This is a genomic window from Chryseobacterium edaphi, assembly GCF_025628985.1.
Taxonomy (GTDB): domain Bacteria; phylum Bacteroidota; class Bacteroidia; order Flavobacteriales; family Weeksellaceae; genus Chryseobacterium; species Chryseobacterium edaphi.
In genome coordinates, this window is record NZ_JAOTEM010000003.1 from 316,338 (window position 1) to 337,761 (window position 21,424).

Below are 21,424 nucleotides of genomic sequence, written 5' to 3' on the forward strand. Positions count from 1 at the left end.
AATTTGCCATTTAAATCATAAACCACTCATTCACCAAACTAGCAGCTAATCTCGCTGTTCTTTCCTGAATATCAAATTGAGGATTTACTTCCGCAACATCCAAACCAACAAGCTTTTCACTTTTCAAAATATGTTTATAAAAGTGCATAAAAGCAGCATCTGTGAACAGTCCGTTGTAAGCAGCAGCAGAAACTCCTGGAGCGATTGAAGCATTAAAAACATCCATACAAATAGTCAGATATAAAACATCAACTGATTCAATAAGTTCAGTAATACGCTCATAGACTGAAGGAAGATTTTCAAAAAATATTTCGTCTGCTAATATATATTTCATCCCTAATTGATGAGCTGTATCAAATAATTTTAAAGTATTTGAATTTCTTTGGATCCCAATATGCAAAGTATGGTTATTTTCTTCCTGTGCAATTTGCCAGAATCCCGTTCCTGAACTAGCTCCTACTCCATCTTCCGGTCTTCGGTTGTCAAAATGAGCATCGATATTAATGATTCCTATTTTCTTATCAGGAAAAGCATTTCTAATCCCGGAATAGTGGGCAAAAGTCACTTCGTGACCGCCTCCCAAAACCATAGATTTTGCTCCTTTAGCCAAAACCTGAGAAACATTTTCTGCAAGTGTAGTTTGAGCTTTTTCTAAATCACCATCTTCACAAGTAATATTTCCAAAATCAAGCATGGAAAAATCCGGCATGATGACAGGAAAATTAGCCATATTTTTTCTGATAATATCCGGAGCATCTTTCGCTCCTACTCTGCCTTTATTTCTTCTTACACCCTCATCCACTGCAAAACCGTGTAAAACGAAATCATTAGTTATAACAAGATCATGGTTTTCTGCTTCCCGCACCCGCTGAAAAAGTCTGTGAAATAGTAGTTCTTCTCCGTCTAATCTTCCTTGCCAGATCATATTTTTTATATATTTTGATTGATATTATAGCGTTCGAAACTTTGCCAGTATTTGTCTTTGTAAATTTCGAGAGACATTTTATATTCAGGATAATCTTTCATTATCTTTCTGAAAATTTTGGATGGCTCTCTGAAATCTTTGCTTGCAAAATAAGTTTCCTTTACATTATCTGCACTTTCCCTGCCAATGTACAAATGTCCGTTTTCATTTTTAAGTTCTTCGATTAATTTTTCTTCGATATCACTTAATCTTTCATAGTCATTTTTCTCCGGAAGTCCATTATTGTTTTCACCGTTGTAGTGAGTTTTCAAAACCGAAATCCACGAATAAGAAGCTTTTGAGTCATACTCTAAAAGTGATGTATTAATTGCTGCAATAAGCGGAAGACCGTTGTGTAAACTCGCTTCAAAAATGGAAAACTTTTCCTCTTCGTCGAAATTTTTTATGTTTTTATACTTTTCTGTAAATTCACGTTCTCTCCACTGCAAATAATCTTTCAATTTACTTACAGGAATAAGTTCTTGTGTTGCTTCATCTTTCCCGATGACATTAAATGTATCGATCTGAGTGGCAAAATTGAGTTCACCTAAAAAATTATCTAAAAAGATGCAAACTCCGTTTACAACAGAATCTTTATTTTCGTTATTCAAATTTTCATAAACAAAGGTGATATCAATCTCGTCGGGATAATTTTCTATTTCGTTGGCGTAGAAAAATATGTTTCCAGTTGTAAATTCGTGATCTTCCATTCTAATTCCGCTATCTAAATTCATTTCTGGTTTTAAAGCGGTAAATTTCCAATTTTCTAATGTTGGAGCAGCATCAATAAGTTCTTCAACGAAAACAATATTTTTAATTTCACCTTCTGCAGTAACGATAAAATCTACTTTATCATCGTCACTTATTCCTGCAAGAAAATAAAATCCTTCGTTAATTTGGTGAAGGTTTGGAGAGATGATTTCAAAAAAATCTTTCTCAATGTTTATGCGGTTTTTTACAACTGCCTCAAATTCTTTTTCTTTAGTTAAAAACCAATCCCAAAAATCCTGATAAGTTAGAATTTCAAGATTAGAATTGTCTTCTTTTTTTCCGAACACTCGATCAAATATTCCCATCTTTCTTTACTTTTACGCCATTTATAAAAACATTTTCAGCTTTCAAACTTCCCTGATTATATAATACATTTTGGAAATTATCAGTTTTAAAAGAAACAAAATCTGCTTTTAATCCATTTTCCAATCTTCCTCTATCTTCCAGACCAAGTGCAAAAGCCGAACGGAAAGTCATTCCAGCTAAAACTTCTGCCGTTGTCAGTTTTTCATATGTTGCTAAAATTGAAGCTTGCGTAATCAAATTTCCCATGGGAGCAGAACCCGGATTCCAGTCACTTGCAATTGCTAAAATTGCACCTGCATCCAATAATTTCCTTGCCGGAGTGAATTTTTCACCCAATCCTAAACTTGCACCCGGAAGTGCAGTTGCAACGGTATTTGACTGAGCTAAAAACTCAATATCGTCATCAACTGTAGCTTCCAAATGATCAGCAGATTGCGCTCCAACTTCAACGGCAATTCTTGAACTTCCGGGTGTAAACTGATCAGCGTGAACAGTAATTTCGAAACCTAAATCTTTAGTTTTCAATAAAAATTCTTTACTTTCTTCCGGCTGAAACGCAGATTTTTCAATGAAAATATCAACGCGATTTGATAAGTTCTCTTCTTTTACTTTGGGTAAAATTTCATTTAAAATATAATCTAAATATGCTTTATTGTCGCCTTCAAAATCTCTTGGTTTCAAATGTGCAGAAAGACAGGTCGGAACTAATGTTGCCTGAGTTTGAGACTGAGCTTCTTTGATGATTCGAAGCATTTTCAATTCATTTTCAACGTCTAATCCGTATCCGCTTTTTACTTCAATAGTTGTAATTCCTAAATCAATTAAAATATTGATTCTTTCGAGTAATGTTTTTAATAATTCTTCTTCGGAAGCATTTCTGGTATGTTGAACGGAGCTCCAGATTCCTCCGCCGCTTTCGGCAATCTCCAGATAAGTTTTGCCGGCATTTCTCATCGCAAAATCATTAGCACGATTTCCTCCGAAACAAATATGGGTATGAGAATCTACAAATGCAGGAAGAACGATTTGTTCGCCTTCAATTGTTTCAATTTCTACATTTTGATGTTCAGACTTTAAAGTTTCAAAGTTTCCGACTTTTTCAATTTTATTGTCGATGACTAAAATTCCTCCATCAATAATAATTTCGAGTTGTTCGTCAGAAAGTACTCCTCTTAAAGGAAGATTGGCAAGTGTTACCACCTGCTTGAAAGGTCCAATTAATTTCATTAAATTAAGGTTAAGATTGAGGTTGAGGCCAAATCCGCAACGCTGAATTTTTCTTTCTCAAAATTACTTAAAATATATCAATTTGCTAAATCATGTGTCTTCAGACTTGTAACCGTAAAATCAGGGAGAAATTTCCTCAATCTCAGTCTCAGCTAAACCTAAATTTGTTATCTTTGAGGTAAATGAAATGAATTAATGCCAGATTTTTTACATCCTGATAAGGAAAATTATTCCGATCACGAACTCGTACAGGAAGAGAAAATTCGTCCGCAAAGTTTTAAAGATTTTGCAGGACAGAGAAAAACGCTAGAAAATCTTGAAGTTTTTGTCGCTGCCGCAAAGAATCGTGGTGGCGCACTTGACCATGTTCTTTTGCACGGTCCTCCAGGTTTAGGAAAAACAACTTTATCCAATATTATAGCAAATGAATTGGGAGTAAACTGTAAAATTACTTCCGGTCCTGTATTGGATAAACCAGGAAGTTTAGCCGGACTTCTTACCAATTTGGAAGAAAACGATGTTCTTTTTATTGATGAAATCCACCGACTTTCTCCCATTGTCGAAGAATATCTTTATTCTGCAATGGAAGATTATAAAATCGATATTATGCTCGAAACTGGTCCCAATGCGAGAAGTGTTCAGATCAGTTTAAATCCTTTTACCTTAGTTGGTGCAACTACCAGAAGCGGAATGCTGACAAAACCAATGTTGGCAAGATTTGGGATCCAGAGCAGATTAGAATATTATTCGATAGAACTTCTCTCCACCATTATTATCCGAAGTGCAAGAGTTTTGGGTGTGACGATTTATGAAGATGCCGCAATTGAAATTGCAAGAAGAAGTCGCGGTACGCCAAGAATTGCCAATGCATTATTGAGAAGAGTTCGTGATTTTGCAGAGATTAAAGGAAATGGAGAAATTGAAATCAACATTACAACGTACGCTTTGAATTCTTTAAATGTAGACGAATTTGGTTTAGATGAAATGGACAACAAAATCATGCGCGTAATGATTGAAAATTTCAAAGGAAAACCTGTAGGAATTTCTGCTCTGGCAACATCCATTGCCGAGAACCCTGAAACTTTAGAAGAAGTTTACGAGCCGTTTTTAATTCAGGAAGGGTTTATTATCAGAACTCCAAGAGGACGTGAAGTTACTGAAAAAGCGTATCGTCATCTGAATATTGCAATACCTAGAAATCCGGGAGAGCTTTTTTAAATAAGTTTAAATTGGAATCATTTAAAGAAACTATACATTAAAAAAAACAAATATTATATGAAGCTATATCCTATCCAATGCGGAAAATTTAAGCTCGACGGTGGAGCGATGTTTGGAGTCGTCCCGAAAAGTCTGTGGGAAAAAACCAATCCTGCAGACGAAAGAAACTTAATTGAATTAGGAACCCGATCTTTATTAATTGAAGACGGAAAAAAATTGATTCTTGTGGACTGCGGTCTCGGAAATAAGCAAGATGATAAATTCTTTGGTCATTATTCGCTTTGGGGCGATGATAATTTAGATAAAAATTTAAAAAAATATGGCTTTGTAAAAGAAGATATCACCGATGTTTTCCTGACTCACTTACATTTTGACCATTGTGGAGGAGCTATCGAATGGAATGATGATAAATCTGGCTATAGACCTGCCTTTAAAAATGCTCAGTTCTGGACCAACGAAAATCACTGGAAATGGGCAACTGAACCAAATGCAAGAGAGAAAGCAAGTTTTTTAAAGGAAAATATACTGCCTATTCAGGAAAGTGGTCAATTAGGGTTCTTACCACTTCCAGCTAACGGAAACTATGGTTTTACGCCGGAACTTAAAATGGATGTTATCTTTGTTGATGGTCACACCGAAAAGCAAATGCTTCCCGTGATACAGTATCAGGAAAAGACGATTGTTTTTGCAGCAGACTTGATTCCGACTGCAGGACATATTCCGCAAGTGTATGTAATGGGATATGATACAAGACCTTTATTAACGGTTGAAGAGAAAGCTAAATTTCTAAAACAGTGTGTAGATAATGATTATCTCCTATTTTTTGAACATGATGCCCATAATGAATTGGCAAGCCTTAAAATGACCGAAAAAGGTGTAAGATTGGATGAAACATTTAGCTTTAATGAAGTTTTTGGTTATTAAATTATGGAAGAATTAAATATAGAAACAAAAAAAGCGGAACCCGATCCTGCCCCAAAGATCATAGGTCTTACCGGCGGAATTGGCTCTGGAAAAACCACTGTTGCAAAGTTTATAGAAGATTGCGGTTTTCCGGTTTATTATTCGGATGTGAGAGCTAAAACCATCGTGAATGATAATGAAGATCTTAAGCAGAGAATTAAAAATCTTTTAGGCAGTGATTCTTATGATCAAAATGGGTTATATAACAGAAAATTTGTTGGTGAAAAAGTCTTTAATAATGATGAATTATTAAATCAACTCAACGAAATCATTCATCCTGCAGTTCGCCTTGATTTTGAAGAATGGGTGTCTCAACAAACGAAATATCTTGTTTTCAAAGAAACTGCTTTATTATTTGAATTAAAACTTCATCTACAGTGTTACAAATCTCTTCTTGTGACCGCTGAAGATAATATCAGAATTAAAAGAGTAATGGACAGAGACGGAAAAACATATCGGGAAGTCGAATCTGTCATGAGTAATCAAATGCCCGAAAAGGATAAAATAAAATTAGCAGATTGTGTCATTTACAACAATACCAATATTGATGATTTACGGGAGCAAACCGAAAAAGTAATTTTTGAAATTGAATAGTTCTTAATTAAACAAAAAACTCGCAGATTAATCTGCGAGTTTTTTTGTTGATACTTCTTAACATAGAAAAAAATAAGCTCTCATTTCTGAGAGCTTATTCTATTATATTTAGAAGTTATTAATTATTCTTTAATAAATTTCTTCTGAACAGTACCCATAACGTCTTCTATGTCGATAACATATAATCCATTAATTAGTCTGCTTACGTCAATCTTGTTGTTTAAGATTAAGCCGCTTGAAATCACTTGTCCTGCTGCACTGTAAATTTTATAATTCGCTTTTTTGCTGATATTTTTTACATTTAAAACTGTGCTTACCGGATTCGGATATATTAAAATCTCCGTTTGGTTTACTGCGTTTGGAACTGCTTGTTTAGAAATTCTTACTGTATAATCTTCCACTTCACCATTCGGGAAGCTTGTACAATTTACAGGAATTCCGTCTTTCTGCATTGCCACTCTCATTACAACATATTTGTAATCTGTCATGCTTACAAATGCATCGGCAGGAACACTGAATGTTGCGCTTGCTGTAGGATTTGTATTTGGTCCGTCAGCCATGATTCTTTCGTTGATATCGAAATAACCATTTCTGTTGAAGTCGATCCAAACTGCTACTCCCGCTTTATCACCATTGCTCAGTGTTTTGTCAATTGTAATCTGGTTACCATTTGATCCCTGAATCATTTCAATAAACTTAGCAGGAACTCCTGTAAAGTCAGAGTAATTTGAAGCTGGAGTAATATTAGTCATTTGAGGTTTACCAGTTGGCGTAGCCGTTACTTTTGAAATATACTCAGTTGCAGAAGTAGTGGCAGACATTTGACAGTAAACAACTGTTGGTGTTGTGAAATAATAAGGAGGTGTAAAGTTACCCGGAGTTCCCGAACAAACATTTGCAACCTGCATTTCATATTTCGTCAATTCTAACAATCCTGTGATTGTGTAAGTATTTGTATTAACTGTAACAGTCGTCCAGCTTGGAATACCTACTTTTCTGTATCTTAAAACATAGCTTCCTGTTGCTCCTGCACCCGTAAAGGCATCCCAAACTACTTCTGCACTTGTAGGTGTCAATGTAGTGATTGTTAATCCCGGAGGTGCAATTTCACAAATTCTTACAGTAGTAAATACTTGAGGATTTGACCATGGGTTTGGTGTAGTTTCACCCACACACTGATTAGCAACCTGAACTTCATAAGTTACATATGAACTTAATCCTGTAAGTGTTACTGAGTTTGCTGGAGGAGCCGGAGCTGTAACATTAATCCATGTCGTTGTACCAACTACTCTATATCTTACTAAATATGTTGCACTAGGAACAATAGGGTTCCAGGTAACTACTGCTGAAGTTGAAGTAACGTTTGTGATAGTTACATTCGGAGGAGTAGGATCACATCTTGTAGTGAATAATTTGATAGGTGTATAAGCACCTGCACCACCACTACCACAAACTGCTGCAATTCTTACCTCATAAGTCGTAGCAGGTGTTAATCCTGTCAATTGTACCGGAGGGTTTCCTGCTAAAACAGAAGCATTAATAGGAATCCATGCAGAAGCAGGAGTCGTAACAGCTCTGTATTCTAATAAGAAGGAATTATTATTTAATCCTGGAGTCCAGTTAACTGTTGCAGAGTTATGAGTAATAGGAGTAACTGTTACGTTCGTTGGAGCAACATTACTACAAGGTCTTAATTTTACTGCATAATCTTCAACTTCACCATTCGCAGGATCAACACATATTACTGAAGCACTACCTCTTTTAAGAGCAACTCTCATTGTTGTAGTGTAAGGTCCTGTATAAACACCTGTAGCAGGAACTGCAAATGTAGTGGTAACCGGAGTTGTTGTGCTTGATGCAGAGGTCATGATTTTCTCAGTAGCTGCAAAAGTTCCATCTCTGTTCCAATCAATCCATACATCTACTGCGTCAGCATAAGTTGTCGTTTGCCAAGCTTTAGAAACAGACAATTGATTTCCAGTTGATCCAATTTCTAGATTGATTACTGGTGTAGCATAACTGATATAATTTGTCTGTAAAGAAGTATTGTTTACAATCGGGAAGTTCACAGGTGTAACTTTTACATTTGAAATGTAATCATTGGTACCTGTTCCTACCATTGGACAATATGTCAACGGTGGAGTTGTAAAGTTAACAGATGGTCCAAAAGCACCATTTGTACCATTACAGATTGTTAAGACCTGAACTTCATAATTCGTCTGTTCTGTAAGACCAGTAATGGTATAATAACTTTGTCCAGCAGGAAGTTGAATATATCCTGGTGTAGGTGTTAGCGGTTGCCAAGCAGTTGTACCAATTTGTCTCCATCTTACTCTATAAGTAGCATTTGCAGTTGGCATCCAAGAAACATAAGCTGTTGTAGACGTCATATTGGTCACAGTGATGTTTGATGGCGGTGCTGTTGTACATGGCTGCAAATCAATTAATTTAACAGAATAATCTTCTACTTCCCCCCAAGTAAATCCACCACACGGACTAGGAACACCTCCTTCCTGAATGATTACTCTCATCCTTAAATTTAGATTTCCTGCGTAAGCACCCTGTGCTACAGTAGGAACTGTAAAATTTGTATTACTTACTACCGATGTTGTATTTGAAGGAGAATCAAGAACTAACTCATTAGCGTTATCTCCAAAAATACCATTTCTATTAAAATCTATCCACGCTCTTGTACCAGCAGAATACTGCGTTCCAGGCCAAGTCTTTGTTGCAGAAATACTATTATTTGATGTTCCTCTGATTAAAGTAATCAATCTTGCAGGATCATTGGTATAATCTGAATAAAAAGGAGCAACAGGTGCCGGATTTAGTGAGTTACTTACCATTGGCGCAAATCCTGTAGGAGCAACTGTTACATTAGATATGTACTCATATAATGTTGTACTTGTAGGACCAGAAGTACAATAAGTAACAGCTGGAGTTGTAAAGTTTGTACTTGGAGAAAATGCTCCAGTTGTACCACCACAAATTGTAGCTATCTGAACTTCGTAATTTGTTAATTCTAAAAGTCCAGTCATTGTATAGTTACTTGAAAGCGGAGCTGTCAATGTAACTGTAGTCCAAGTAGTACTTCCGACAGCTCTATATCTAACAACATAAGTAGCTCCAAGAGACGGAGTCCAAGAAACAGTTGCCGTTGTTGGCGTTAACTGTCCCATTGTAATATTTGAAGGAGGTGCCGTTGTACAAGGTTGCAATTGTTCTGCAACTAGTTGTATTCTTGGAATATCAGAATATCTAGAAGTCGCAGTAGGTGGTGCACCAGGACTTGCATTTACAGTATCATCATAATGAAGAATACCTCTATTCGTCCCTGCTGGATAACTACCCCAGTTTTGCGTACAAGAATAACCACTTGCATTTTCATCAACTGCAATAACTATGTTTGAAGTACCGTTCCAAACAAACGGGCTCGTTAATGTAAGTTCAACCCAAGCACCACTTGTCATAGTAGGTAAAGTTCCTGCGTAAACCTGCTGCATTCCAGATAAAGGAACCCAGCTAGTTGTTGTTGCAAAATTTGCCTGTGTAGTATTACCCATGTAAACTACCCATTGGTTATAGTTTGCCTGAGTTGATGCGGTAGCCTGAACAAAGAATTTTATTTTAGTAATATAATTATTTGTACCAATTGCTCCTCCAACTTCAGCAGCAGTATATATTTGCTGAGAATAATTATAACCGTAGCAAGAATATATTGGTAAGTTACCTGTAAAAGCTGTACCTGAACCAATTTGACCAGGAGTGAACGAAGGACCCGCTACCCATGCACTTTTATCAGTAGCAGAACAAATAGATCTTACCCAGAAATAATATGTTGTGCCGGTAACAAGACTGTTTAATGGCACAGTAAGAGCTGTTGTAGCTGTACCAGATGTTGTAGCTGGTGGTGTTGTATTTGTAGTTGATACAATATATTCATATCCATTTGCAGGTGGGGTTGTAGGTGCAGTCCAACCAATCGATCCTGTTACAGGAGATGTCGCACCAGAAACTAATCCTGATGGAGCAAAACAACTTGGAGGAGTCCACGTATAAGTAAGTCCGTCAGTTGGCATTCCCGGAGTCGCTGCAGTAGTATTAAATGCTTGTGTACTAGTATTCGCTGTTCCAGCTGTAGAAGCTGTAAAAAGTGCGGTAGTAGCATTATTACGATTATTAAAATCAGCATTTGAATTACCTCTCAAACCGATTTGTGCAGTGTTATTGACTACTGTAGTTCCAGATACATAAGATCCAGTCTTATATACTACTGCTATTGTTTTAGTAGTTTCTCTTAATCTTATTTGAAAAGAAAAAGCATAAGCACTTGTTACGGTACTGTAAGCAGGTCTAAAATCAGCCCATTGGATTACAATTTCTCTGTTAGGAGCGGTACCTTCAACCCCCCAACTGATTGTTCCATTGATACTTGCAATATTCAGTACAGCATTAAGGTCTCTACCCCATGCAGCAACTGCGCCTGTATAAGCTTCAGTACCAGATATAGGAGAATAACTTGTAGTGCCGGGAGCTGTTGCTCCAAATGTTATAAAACCATTGGTTGAAACATTTAACGCAGAATAGTTGATATTGTTAAACGAAACATTGAATGGAAGAGTCACAGGATAAATAGCATCATCCAGCGAATTGGTTCCCGCTGCAGTTGCCAAAACAGTAGCAGAAGATCCTAAGGGAGTATAGGTTCCAGAGGACTGTGCAAAACTGTAAGAACTTACCTGCGCATTCGTTATAAATGCCGTTATAAGGGCAAAAATTAGTAAAATTTTCTTCATCTTATTAATAATTTAAATAGATTAGAATACAAGATTTATACATAGTTAATAAATTAGTGTATTAATGTGATTGTTTGAGACACCTTCTCTCATTAAGAAATTCAAAATCTGTTACCAGAAAAGGGATTAAAAAAGTAAACGATTTCGTCATAGGCGTTAATTATTTTAGATTAACTACAAATCTAAACATTTTTTATTATTTGGTAATATAATTAAGTGTTTTTTTTATAATAACCTCATCAAAAAGCTACATATGATTACATTATAAAAAAAATCCTCAGGAAAAACCTGAGGATTCATTAGCTTTCAAAGCGATTTATTATTTCTTGATGAATTTAATACTTTCAGAGATATTTTTATCTTTAATCGTAATAATATAAGTTCCTTTTACTAATTCAGCAACTCTCACTTGATTATTGTTAATCTCACCCGCTTTTACAATTTGTCCTACAGCATTGTGTATTTCATATTTAGCTTTATTAGATACTTTTGTAATATTTAAAACATCAGTTGCAGGATTTGGATAAATTGCAAATGTTTCTTTAATGATATCATTAGTTCCCAATGCTCCCAAGTTCAATGCTCTTGTCTGTTTTTTTGTATATGAAGAACCAACAATAACATCAGCTCCTGCAGGAGTTTTAATATTATAGAACCCTCCATTACCATAAATACCATCGCCATATGTATCATTGATTGTGAATGTATAGCAATCATTCGTATTTAGCACCCAGTTTTGAGTAATCAATGAAGGAAGCGGCGTTGCAGATGTAGGATTAGGCACATCTGTATATGTGCTACTGCTATAAACAGTAACACCAGCACTATTCTTAAGATTCCAGTTTACCTCAGAACCCCAATAATCTAATTGTAAATTAAATACAAAATTGGTTCCTGTATTTGTAACTACACCAGGATTACTAAAAGTACCTGTCAATGCATTATTAGATGTTCTCTGATCTGCTACTCCATTTACAGAAGTAAGATTAATTGTCATGGCTCCACTTGTTACTGTTGGCGGAACAGGTAATGCTACAACCGCATATTTATTTTGTGCTAAATTACCAGACCAGTTAAATGAATAAGATGTTCCGTTTATAACGTAAGGAATAACTGCAGAGGTAAGAGCTGAAGTTCCTCTGTTAGTAAGAATAATCTTAATTGTAGATCCTGAACAAAGATTATCAAGCGAACATACACTTTCGAACTTTATCTCTGCATCATTAGGAAATAAAGGAATTGCTAAATCTTTTGTAGAAGTTTTTAATTCAACTCTTCTAGGAGAGTTATTCATCACTGTTGTAATTCTATCTTTCTGATTCTGCGTAAAAATATTCATGCAGGTATCATTGGTATAATCCATATAGTTTTCTACCATTTCAAAAACGGATGGATTATCGCAGCTTGCAATGAATTTATTACATGCATAATTTGCAGTATGCGCAGTAGGTGTATCTGCACAATAATCAGTAGCACAAGCACCATCACCCCAGATATGTCGTAATCCCAAAAAGTGTCCAACTTCATGAGTCATTGTTCTCCCTTTATCATATGGCGCATTCATAGGAAAACTTCCATAATCTGTACTTCCGAAAGTTGTATAATTTGCTACTACACCATCTGTACTAGCAGCACCTCCTGCAGGCATCGGTATTGTAGAGTTAGATGGAAATTGAGCATATCCCAATAATGAACTATCAGAAAAATTCACACTCCACATGTTCATGTATTGAGTAGGATCCCAAATAGTTGTTGGTTTTACATAACTATTAATATTACCCGTTGACCATTCTGGATAGCACAGATTCACTCTGTCTATACCATTTGTAGGATTACCATTCGCATCAACTTTAGCCAATGCAAATTGAATCATGGTATCTGCACCCACTGCATTTGAATTAAACCCTGGCGTTCCTGCCATTCTACGGAAATCCTGATTCATTACTGTAATCTGAGATTGAACCTGCTCATCAGTAATATTTGCACCAGTACCATAAGCTTCACCTGAGTGAATCACATGCACTACTACAGGAATTGTAACAATACCTCCACTTGTAGATTTATTTGCCAGTCTTTCCTGTTTAGCTTTTTCAATCAACGGAGAAATCCAAGCTTCAAATTGAGCATTTGTCATTCTACTCGGATCGTTTCTTTGTAAATACTCTTCATATTCTACAAAAGAACATCGGTCAAAACCATTGCTTTTTGCTAATTCTTCTGATGATTTCTTTTTAAAATCATCATTTATATTCGTTTTTTGTATTTGTTGAGCATAAATAGAAAACACCCCAATTGTAGCAAATGAAAACGATAAAAAAGATCTATAAAATTTTTTCATTTTTTTATTAATATTTCACAAAGATATTCATTATGCGTGTAATTCAAAAATTTATTTGTAATTTAATCAACGATTCTTAAACAAGATTAAATGAAAACTATTATATTATTATTTTTAATCACATCAATAACAGCATGTAACATGCAGAATAAATCGAATGCTCAAATTAATAATACCAAAGAAATGAAGTCAATTGAAAATATTGAAAAAATAGAACTTAAAGAACAGACAAGAGGAACCAACAGAATTTTCACAATAAAAAATGGTCAACTAGAAAATTCCACCAATGGGAATATTATTTTTCAGGAATTACCAGAAAATAAATGGATGAAAATTTCAAAACTAGCTGAAAAAATTGATACTGAAAATATTTCCAAACTAATCGCTCCATCAAGTCACAGATATAGTGATGCTGCATTAGCATCCACTCTCATCATTCATAAAAACGGAAAAGAATATCAATCTTCAGATTTTGATTCTGGCAATCCTCCTGCAGAACTTAAAGACCTTTATACAGAAATTCAGAGAATTATAGAAACAAAAAAGAGCAAGTAAATCTGCTCTTTTTTTAAAACTTATACGCAATATTCCACGCAAAGCCCATTGTAAATTTAGAAGAACTTCTTCCAAATCCCGGAACAATCATTGGAACAACTTCATCCTGTTTTGACGTTGTTACCAAATATCTAGGTTGCATATTTACGTCAATGAAAAAATTGGATTCAAAAAGCTGTACTCTTCCGCCAATTGTACCTTCAAGCCAGAAAGAAGATTGAGACGATGCCGGCAAAGAAATAGACGAGCTGCTTCCACCAAAACCACGAATCGGAATTGCAAAATATTCCTGATTATAGAATGAGCCGGCTAATTTTGCACCTCCGTAGAAACCGTTAAACTCATTTTCACGATCTTTTGCCAACATATAAAATGCTCCAACTTTAAAAAAAGGACCATTTGCTGTAGCATCGTAGCCATTTTTCTGATAAATATTTTTCTCAAATCCTGCCTCAACAATTCCGTGGATGTTGTCTTTTATTTTTGACGAGATAAATCCCTGAAATAGTTGTCTGTCCGAAAAAAAAGAAATACCGGTATTCAAAACATCAACACCAACCATAAAGTTGGGCTCATATTTCCATTTTTCTTTTACGGCTTCTTTCTTTTCCTGTGCAGAAAACAAGAGTCCTAATAGACTAAAAAACGAGGTAAAGATTAGTTTTTTCTTCATTTTCAATAAAATTTTGTCCGGGTTCCAGTTTTACAATAGGAGTTGCTTTTAATAATTGTCCGCTTACATTTTCATAATTCAACTTTGCACCGCAACCTGGAGAAACATAAATTGATTTTGTAGTATAATTTACACGTACTTTTGATGAATCTCCTTTTCTTTGGATTTTCACAAACAAATCGGTGAAGGGAGAATCGTCAACACGAAGCGGAATCAAGATAGAGTCTGCATTTCTGCTCCAACCCAAATCAACAGTTCTCACTCCATAATTTACGTAGACTTTTATTGAATCTAACTTTGTGACTTTATCTGCTTTTTTAAACATGATTTTCATTCTCGGCGTACCTTCTCCGCTTTCGCAGATGTCATCGTCTCCACCGCATGAAATTATCATGAGAGATAATATTAAGAATGACAGTAATCTTTTCATTTTTAAATTATTTTGGATCTAAAGCCTTTTCAATACGGAAAACCAAGTCTTCATAATGATATTTATTCACCAAATCTGAAGCTGTTTTCGCTGAAAGTTCTTTTTTGATTGTATTTAAATTTCCTCTTACCAAAGCTGAAACATCAGATGTGTCTGACGATTTATTATCAACGAGTTTTATTAAAGAATCGATATAATTTCTCTGAAGATTTCTTCCGTAAATATCTGTTTTTTCATTTTTAAGAATCGAAGTATTTAAATCTGAAAGCAATTCAATCACAGAATAGGTGTTTTGTTCAACAGCTTCCATCTGATACATATTCTGCAAAACCATCGGACTCAAAATTCTTCCCAAAACTCCATTCTGAATTTCTTCAACTGTTTTTACGGGAGTTTTGCCTGTTTTCTCAAAAACATCTTTTTTGATCAGCCATTGAGGAGTAGTGAAAATATTTTCACTTAAAAATTTCATGGCTTCTTTCTGATCTTTTTTAGCAACAACTTCATAAACTGCTCCGGATTGCTCTGCGGTTTTCGAGGTTTCCATTTGTCCGCCAATGTATTTTGAAACGTGTCCCAAATATCTTCTGAACTGTGATGTTACCTGATCATACATCATATCAAGATTTGCATAATCTTCATTTGGAGTTTCCGTCCATTTTTCTAAATTATCAACAATTCTCTGAAGATTTTTGATTCCGTAAGTGCTTGCAATCATTGCATTGTCACCCACTTGTTCACTTTGTGATCTTGGATCTAAAGGATTCGATTCTGTACCGAACCAAAGTCTTTCATTTTTAAGATTTTTGATTACCCAATCATTCAGATATTTCTTTTCTGATTCGGGAGTTTTATATTGATTAAATCTTTTGTAACCCCACTCGATTGCCCAATCGTCGTAGTCTCCGATTCTTGGGAAAATTCCGGCATCACCGATATTATCTTCCGGTTGTGCAACATAATTAAATCTTGCATAATCCATAATTGAAGGAGTGTGACCATTCTTTTCCAGCCATTTTTTATCTCTCAACTTTTCTACAGGAACGGTTGAGCTTGAACCATAATTGTGTCTTAAACCTAGAGTGTGCCCAACTTCGTGAGAAGATACAAAACGAATCAACTCGCCCATTAATTTATCTTCAAATTCAATTTTTCTCGCTCGCGGATCATTTGGAGAAGCCTGTACAAAATACCAGTTTCTCAACAACATCATTACATTGTGATACCAGTTGATATGACTTTCAAGAATTTCACCTGTTCGCGGATCGGCAATTGAAGGACCTGAAGCATTCGGAACATCTGAAGGTTTGTAAACAATCGCTGAAAATCTTGCATCTTCCAAACTCCATTCTGTATCAACTTTCGGATCAGGAACTTTTGCGACAATCGCATTTTTGAAACCCGCTTTTTCAAAAGCTTTCTGCCAATCATTTACTCCCTGTATTAAATAAGGAACCCATTTTTTTGGTGTTGCCGGATCGATGTAAAATACAATCGGTTTTGCTGGTTCAACCAGTTCTCCTCTATTGTATTTTTCCAAATCCTGAGGTTTTGGCTCAAGTCGCCATCTTTTAACCAAAGAAATCTTTTTTACTCCTTGTGGATCAAGATCGAAATCTGTGTATCCGACGGTAAAATATCCAACTCTCGGATCAAAATATCTCGACTGCATTTTATTTTCCGGAAGAAGTACAAATGAAGAATTGATTTCTACCGTATAATTTCCGCTGATTTTCGGAGTTGGTCTTCCCGGAATTGCCGGAGCTGCAGGTGTTCCTAATGTTCTTGCGAAAGTTTTTGTAGTGTTAATTTCAATATTTGTCGGGAACGATTTCACAAAATTTACAAATGACATATCTTTCTGGAAAGTTCCGACTCTGTAAGAATCTTTAGACCAGACAGAAAAAGAAGTCAGTTCATTATCAGAATTTAAAACATCGGTCACTTCAATAACAGATGAGTTTTTCTTGATTCCGTATGCCTTTACATCAAAAGATTTAATAATAGACTGTACATTGTTTCTCGTCACCGAATTATACATATCAGAAGTAGAATCTTTTGCATAATCAACGTGTGAAATTGCTCTTAAAAGAATTTTATCTTTCTGACCTTTTTCAAAAGCAATCACTTGCTGCCCGATTTGATCTCCTGCATAACCTGAAGTCCCGGAACGCATTCCTGCAGCGGCTTTCGTTAATCTTGTCACCAAAAGAAATTCCTTTTTCAGCATAGAATCCGGAATTTCAAAATAATATTTGTCATCAACCTTATGAACTGTAAAAACCCCTTGATCAGAAACCGCTTTATCGGTAATGATTTCTTTATAAGGCTTGATCAGGCTTTTCTTTTTATCATCTTTTTTTACAACGGCAGTATCTTTTTTTACAGCAGCAGAATCTTTAGATTTTTCCTGAGAAAATAAATTCTGCTGACAGAAAACTAAAGCTGCCAATAAGAAGAATGCTTTACAGTTCTTTATCATATTCAATATTATTTGGATTTTATTAATTCAAATTTAAATAATTATTTTTTCACCAATAGTGCAATGTTTTCTACATGATGCGTTTGCGGGAACATATCTACCGGTAAAATTTTCACCAAAGTATAATGATCTTTCATCAATGCTAAATCTCTTGCCTGAGTTGCCGAATTACAGCTTACATACACTACTTTTTTAGGAGCTAATTTTAAAATTTGCTCTACCACTTTTTGGTGCATTCCGTCTCTTGGCGGGTCGGTAATCAATACATCTGCTTTCGGATGATTTTCCATAAATTCATCATTGAAGACATTTTTCATATCTCCACAATAGAATGTAGTATTGGTCAAACCGTTTAATTCAGCGTGTTCAATTGCTGCGTCAATAGCTTCCTGTACAGATTCAATTCCGATCACATGTTTTGCATTTCTTGCAACATATTGAGCGATTGTTCCGGTTCCTGTATATAGATCGTAAACCACTTCATCACCTTTTAAATCAGCGAATTCAAGTGTTTTTCTATATAATTCTAAAGCCTGTTTGTAATTTGTCTGAAAGAATGATTTTGGACCTATTTTAAATTTCAGACCATCCATTTCTTCCATTAAAAATCCTTCACCGAAATAAGTTTCTACATTCAGATCGTAGATAGAATCATTCTGTTTTGGATTGATCGCATAAACCAAAGTTTTGATCTGTGGGAATTGCTCTAATAAATAATCGAAAAGCTTTATTCTGTTCGCTTTTTCTTCTCTGTACAATTGAAACAAAACCATCCATTCTCCTGCAGAATTTTGTCTCATCATTAAAGTTCTTAGAAAACCTTTCTGTTCTCTAACATCGAAAAAGTCTAAACCATTTTCAATTCCGAAATTTCTTACGGCCAAACGAATTGCATTCGACGGATCTTCCTGTAACCAGCATTCTTTTAAGTCAAGAATTTTGCTCCACATTCCGGGAATGTGAAAACCAAGGGCATCTCTGCTTCCGTAGTTTTCCTCAGAACTGATCTCGTACTGAGTCAGCCATCTTGCATTGGAGAAAGAAAATTCCATCTTATTTCTATAGAAATACTGCTCTTCTGCACCTAAAATCGGAACGGTTTCGAAATCATCGATTCCGCCAATTCTTTTAATATTATTGTAAACCTCTTCCTGTTTAAAGTCAAGCTGTTTTTCGTAGCTCATATTCTGCCACTTACAACCTCCGCAAGTCCCAAAATGAATACACTTTGGCTCTACTCTGAATGGAGATTTTTCAACAATTTCTTTTACATCAGCCTCAAAATATTTTGACTTTGACTTTTTCACTCTAGCATTCACCACATCTCCCGGAATGGCTCCTGAAACCAAAACGGTTTTTCCTTCTTCGGTTTTTCCGATGGCAACACCTTTTGCACCAGCAGCAAATAATTTTATATTCTCAAGAATGACGTCTTTCTTCTTTCTCATATCAATTTCTATCGCTACGGAGGTAACTTTCTATTTTCAGCTCCGTAAATTTTCTATTTTTCTATAAACTGATTCACCTTTCGGTTTCACTTTGCAAAAATACAATAAAAAAAACCTTATCCGAAGACAAGGTTTTTTCTATTATATAAGTTTTATTATTTTGTCTGAGCCGGTTGCTGAGGAGCAGCTTCCACAGGAGGAGCTTGCTGCATATTCATTTGTGGCATCATCTGTTGTTGTGGAGCAACTTTAGGAGCAGAAAGACCTGTCTGTTTGTCTAGAACTGTAATCAAGTCTGCATCACCTAAATTAACGAATGATCTGCTTGCAACTTTACCGTTTTTATCTACTACGATGAAGTTTGGTAATTTGAATCCGTAAACTCCGTATTTTTTAGCAATATCAGAGTTAAGACCTCCTTCTGCATAAACATTCGTTCCTTGAATTCCTTTCATCATTGCATTACTGGTTTTCGTAAACTGATCTTTAGTATCATCTAAATTTACAAATACGAAATTCATTTTAGACTTATAGAAATTCACCACTTCTTTCAATACAGGAACTGTACCTTCTGCGATGTAAGGGTTCCAAGATGCATAGAAAACCAACACATAAGGCTTTCCTTTATTATCGCTCAATTTGTAAGCTGATCCGTCTGCTTTCACTAAAGAAGCTTCAGGAGCGTCATCACCGATTTTGAATCCGTTGATCGTAAATTGCATTTTTTTGATATCAGCTTTAATTCCTGCATCTTTAATGTCTTCTTCGATGATCTTCTTGATTTTATCAGTTGTTTTAGCCGGAGTCTGTGGATGAATATCCGACTGTGCCATTACAAATGCCAATAAATAATCTTTAGTCACCTGAGAAACCTCTTTCTGAGACTTCAAGAAATCATTAAATAATTCTGAAGTTGTGATATCTGTCTTTCCTTTGCTTTTTGCTTCAGCAAATTTTTGGAATTCAGGACTCATTTTAGTTAAAAGATACTGTCTGTAGAAAGGGCTTGTTTTCACCATTTCGTCATTGTTTTCTTTTAATTTATTTTCGTAATCTGTAAATACTTTTCCTAATTTGAAAGAAGGGTTTCCAGACATTTGCTTTTTGGTCATTTCATAATTAACCATAAGGTTAAGAATTGCCGTTTTAGCATCTGTTCTCTTCCACTCTACCACTTCTTTACCAGGATTATATTTTTTTACATTCTCGTCGATATTTTTGTTGATATCAGCTTCAATCTTCTGCATTCCTTTTACATAAGAAGATTCATCACCTGCCATCAATTGTTGAATATTCAATCCTTGACCATAAGTAGAAAGAAATTTCTGACTCGCCTGGAAGAAATCGTTATCATTTTTGGCATCACCTGTAACTACATATTCAGCAGGGAAAGTAGCTGCACTTCCTGAGATGTTTACAGTTTGACCACCTTTAAGGAAGATTAAATTTTGCTTTCCTGCATAGTTGATAACGTACATTCCGTTTTTAGGAGCTTCAAAAGTTCCCGCGAAATTTCCGTCCTTATCTAAGCCCATGTTGATCAATGGTAATGTAGCAACACCGGAAGCTTCTACAAATTCTACCCTTTCTAAAGGAGCACTTCCTGCAATTTTTCCTTTTACTTCAACTTTTTTTGAACAAGACATTGCAAATATTGCAATGACAAATAACAAAAGATATTTTTTAATCATTAGTATAATATTATTTTTTTTGAATGATTGAATCATTCGATTTCATTTTAAATTTTAATAATGAAGCAAAAATAAGTTTTTCGATAAACTTACTGCTATTTAATATTTGATTTTATGAAAGATTTAACTAAAAATTTCGCCTTCATTGAAGAAGACGAAATTTTAAATATATTTTTCAACCAGATTATCCTCTGTCTGCCATTGCAGCCATGTACTCTCTGTTCATTCTTGCGATATTCTCAAGAGAAATTCCTTTCGGACATTCTACTTCACAAGCTCCTGTATTTGAACAGTTACCAAATCCTTCTTCATCCATTGCTTTCACCATGCTTAGAACTCTTCTCTTCGCTTCTACTCTACCTTGAGGTAAAAGTGCGTATTGAGAAACTTTAGCTCCTACGAACAACATTGCAGATCCGTTCTTACAAGTAGCTACACAAGCTCCACAACCGATACAAGCCGCAGCATCCATTGCTTTGTCTGCATCTTCTTTAGGAACCAGAATTGCGTTTGCATCTAAAGTATTTCCTGAAGTATTTACCGAGATAAATCCACCTGCAGCCATTACTCTGTCAAATGCGCTTCTATCTACCATTAAATCTTTAATGACAGGGAAAGCAGCGCTTCTCCAAGGCTCAATAACGATCGTTTCACCGTCTTTGAACATTCTCATGTGAAGCTGACAAGTTGTAATTCCCGTATCCGGACCGTGAGCTCTACCGTTGATGTAAAGAGAACACATTCCGCAGATTCCTTCACGACAGTCGTGGTCGAAAGCGATTGGTTCTTTTCCTTCGTTGATCAAGTTTTCGTTCAGAATGTCTAACATTTCTAAGAATGAAGAATCTGTAGAAACATCTGATATTTTATAGGTCTCAAACTGACCTTTAGTTTTTGTATTTTTTTGTCTCCAAATTTTCAGAGTAAGATGTAAGCCTTTTTTTGCACTCATAATGTTATATTTATTG

At 35.4% G+C, this 21,424-nt stretch carries 15 protein-coding genes; 4 read left to right on the forward strand and 11 right to left on the reverse strand.

The window, feature by feature from the left end; all coding sequences use genetic code 11:
• Positions 1-10 precede the first annotated feature (10 nt).
• The 3 genes from hutG to hutI are packed head-to-tail and all read right to left on the reverse strand — an operon-like array spanning position 11 to position 3,268.
• Positions 11-925, reverse strand: coding sequence for a formimidoylglutamase (gene hutG, locus NZ698_RS13765; protein ID WP_263003768.1), 915 nt, complete (start codon positions 923-925; stop codon positions 11-13).
• A gap of 5 nt (positions 926-930) precedes the next feature.
• Complete coding sequence (locus NZ698_RS13770; RefSeq protein ID WP_263003769.1) at positions 931-2,040, reverse strand: DUF695 domain-containing protein; 1,110 nt, start codon at positions 2,038-2,040, stop codon at positions 931-933.
• The gene (gene hutI, locus NZ698_RS13775) at positions 2,027-3,268 is read right to left on the reverse strand and encodes an imidazolonepropionase (RefSeq protein WP_263003771.1); all 1,242 of its coding nucleotides are present in this window, start codon (positions 3,266-3,268) and stop codon (positions 2,027-2,029) included. Before hutI ends, NZ698_RS13770 begins: the two co-directional genes overlap by 14 nt.
• Positions 3,269-3,463: 195 nt before the next feature.
• Here hutI and ruvB point away from each other — a divergent pair, with 195 nt between their 5' ends.
• Genes ruvB through coaE form a run of 3 tightly spaced genes read left to right on the forward strand, consistent with a single transcriptional unit; the run spans position 3,464 to position 6,043 of the window.
• Complete coding sequence (gene ruvB, locus NZ698_RS13780) at positions 3,464-4,486, forward strand: Holliday junction branch migration DNA helicase RuvB (RefSeq protein WP_263003774.1); 1,023 nt, start codon at positions 3,464-3,466, stop codon at positions 4,484-4,486.
• Positions 4,487-4,543: 57 nt separating this feature from the next.
• Entirely contained in the window at positions 4,544-5,410 is an 867-nt protein-coding gene (locus NZ698_RS13785) for an MBL fold metallo-hydrolase (protein ID WP_263003776.1), read from the forward strand.
• Positions 5,411-5,413: 3 nt separating this feature from the next.
• Positions 5,414-6,043, forward strand: a complete 630-nt coding sequence (gene coaE / locus NZ698_RS13790) for a dephospho-CoA kinase (protein WP_263003778.1) — start codon at positions 5,414-5,416, stop codon at positions 6,041-6,043.
• Between the two features lie 122 nt (positions 6,044-6,165).
• On the opposite strand, the gene NZ698_RS13795 is transcribed toward coaE, so the two are convergent.
• Both NZ698_RS13795 and NZ698_RS13800 read right to left on the reverse strand, forming a co-directional pair.
• A complete protein-coding gene (locus NZ698_RS13795; RefSeq protein WP_263003780.1) occupies positions 6,166-10,839 on the reverse strand; it encodes a fibronectin type III domain-containing protein in 4,674 nt (1,557 codons plus the stop codon).
• Positions 10,840-11,158: 319 nt separating this feature from the next.
• On the reverse strand, positions 11,159-13,177 hold the full coding sequence (locus tag NZ698_RS13800) for a M43 family zinc metalloprotease (RefSeq protein ID WP_263003782.1): 2,019 nt from the start codon (positions 13,175-13,177) through the stop codon (positions 11,159-11,161).
• Positions 13,178-13,267: 90 nt separating this feature from the next.
• Here NZ698_RS13800 and NZ698_RS13805 point away from each other — a divergent pair, with 90 nt between their 5' ends.
• The gene (locus NZ698_RS13805) at positions 13,268-13,732 is read left to right on the forward strand and encodes a hypothetical protein (RefSeq protein ID WP_263003784.1); all 465 of its coding nucleotides are present in this window, start codon (positions 13,268-13,270) and stop codon (positions 13,730-13,732) included.
• A 13-nt stretch (positions 13,733-13,745) separates the two neighbouring features.
• Here the strand turns inward: NZ698_RS13805 and NZ698_RS13810 are convergent, their stop codons facing one another.
• The 6 genes from NZ698_RS13810 to NZ698_RS13835 form a co-directional block, all read right to left on the reverse strand.
• Entirely contained in the window at positions 13,746-14,405 is a 660-nt protein-coding gene (locus tag NZ698_RS13810) for a DUF6048 family protein (RefSeq protein ID WP_263003786.1), read from the reverse strand.
• Positions 14,371-14,835: a DUF6452 family protein gene (locus NZ698_RS13815; RefSeq protein WP_263003787.1), complete on the reverse strand. Its 465-nt coding sequence runs from the start codon at positions 14,833-14,835 to the stop codon at positions 14,371-14,373. The genes NZ698_RS13810 and NZ698_RS13815 overlap by 35 nt, the downstream gene beginning before the upstream one ends.
• 7 nt (positions 14,836-14,842) lie before the next feature.
• Positions 14,843-17,317 (reverse strand): zinc-dependent metalloprotease, encoded by a 2,475-nt coding sequence (locus NZ698_RS13820; RefSeq protein WP_263003788.1) that lies wholly within the window; start codon positions 17,315-17,317, stop codon positions 14,843-14,845.
• Between the two features lie 41 nt (positions 17,318-17,358).
• On the reverse strand, positions 17,359-18,765 hold the full coding sequence (gene rlmD, locus NZ698_RS13825; RefSeq protein WP_263003789.1) for a 23S rRNA (uracil(1939)-C(5))-methyltransferase RlmD: 1,407 nt from the start codon (positions 18,763-18,765) through the stop codon (positions 17,359-17,361).
• Positions 18,766-18,920: 155 nt separating this feature from the next.
• A complete protein-coding gene (locus tag NZ698_RS13830; protein ID WP_263003790.1) occupies positions 18,921-20,492 on the reverse strand; it encodes a TlpA family protein disulfide reductase in 1,572 nt (523 codons plus the stop codon).
• A 148-nt stretch (positions 20,493-20,640) separates the two neighbouring features.
• Positions 20,641-21,408, reverse strand: coding sequence for a succinate dehydrogenase/fumarate reductase iron-sulfur subunit (locus NZ698_RS13835; protein ID WP_263003791.1), 768 nt, complete (start codon positions 21,406-21,408; stop codon positions 20,641-20,643).
• Between the last annotated feature and the right edge of the window lie 16 nt (positions 21,409-21,424).

Bases quoted from the DNA above. Each gene is read 5' to 3' on its own strand.
- NZ698_RS13770 (WP_263003769.1), bottom strand. From the start codon at position 2,040: ATGGGAATATTTGATCGAGTGTTCGGAAAAAAAGAAGACAATTCTAAT.
- ruvB (WP_263003774.1), top strand. From the start codon at position 3,464: ATGCCAGATTTTTTACATCCTGATAAGGAAAATTATTCCGATCACGAA.
- coaE (WP_263003778.1), top strand. From the start codon at position 5,414: ATGGAAGAATTAAATATAGAAACAAAAAAAGCGGAACCCGATCCTGCC.
- NZ698_RS13820 (WP_263003788.1), bottom strand. From the start codon at position 17,317: ATGATAAAGAACTGTAAAGCATTCTTCTTATTGGCAGCTTTAGTTTTC.
- NZ698_RS13830 (WP_263003790.1), bottom strand. From the start codon at position 20,492: ATGATTCAATCATTCAAAAAAAATAATATTATACTAATGATTAAAAAA.
- hutI (WP_263003771.1), bottom strand. From the start codon at position 3,268: ATGAAATTAATTGGACCTTTCAAGCAGGTGGTAACACTTGCCAATCTT.
- NZ698_RS13795 (WP_263003780.1), bottom strand. From the start codon at position 10,839: ATGAAGAAAATTTTACTAATTTTTGCCCTTATAACGGCATTTATAACG.
- NZ698_RS13785 (WP_263003776.1), top strand. From the start codon at position 4,544: ATGAAGCTATATCCTATCCAATGCGGAAAATTTAAGCTCGACGGTGGA.
- hutG (WP_263003768.1), bottom strand. From the start codon at position 925: ATGATCTGGCAAGGAAGATTAGACGGAGAAGAACTACTATTTCACAGA.
- NZ698_RS13815 (WP_263003787.1), bottom strand. From the start codon at position 14,835: ATGAAAAGATTACTGTCATTCTTAATATTATCTCTCATGATAATTTCA.
- NZ698_RS13835 (WP_263003791.1), bottom strand. From the start codon at position 21,408: ATGAGTGCAAAAAAAGGCTTACATCTTACTCTGAAAATTTGGAGACAA.
- NZ698_RS13805 (WP_263003784.1), top strand. From the start codon at position 13,268: ATGAAAACTATTATATTATTATTTTTAATCACATCAATAACAGCATGT.
- NZ698_RS13800 (WP_263003782.1), bottom strand. From the start codon at position 13,177: ATGAAAAAATTTTATAGATCTTTTTTATCGTTTTCATTTGCTACAATT.
- rlmD (WP_263003789.1), bottom strand. From the start codon at position 18,765: ATGAGAAAGAAGAAAGACGTCATTCTTGAGAATATAAAATTATTTGCT.
- NZ698_RS13810 (WP_263003786.1), bottom strand. From the start codon at position 14,405: ATGAAGAAAAAACTAATCTTTACCTCGTTTTTTAGTCTATTAGGACTC.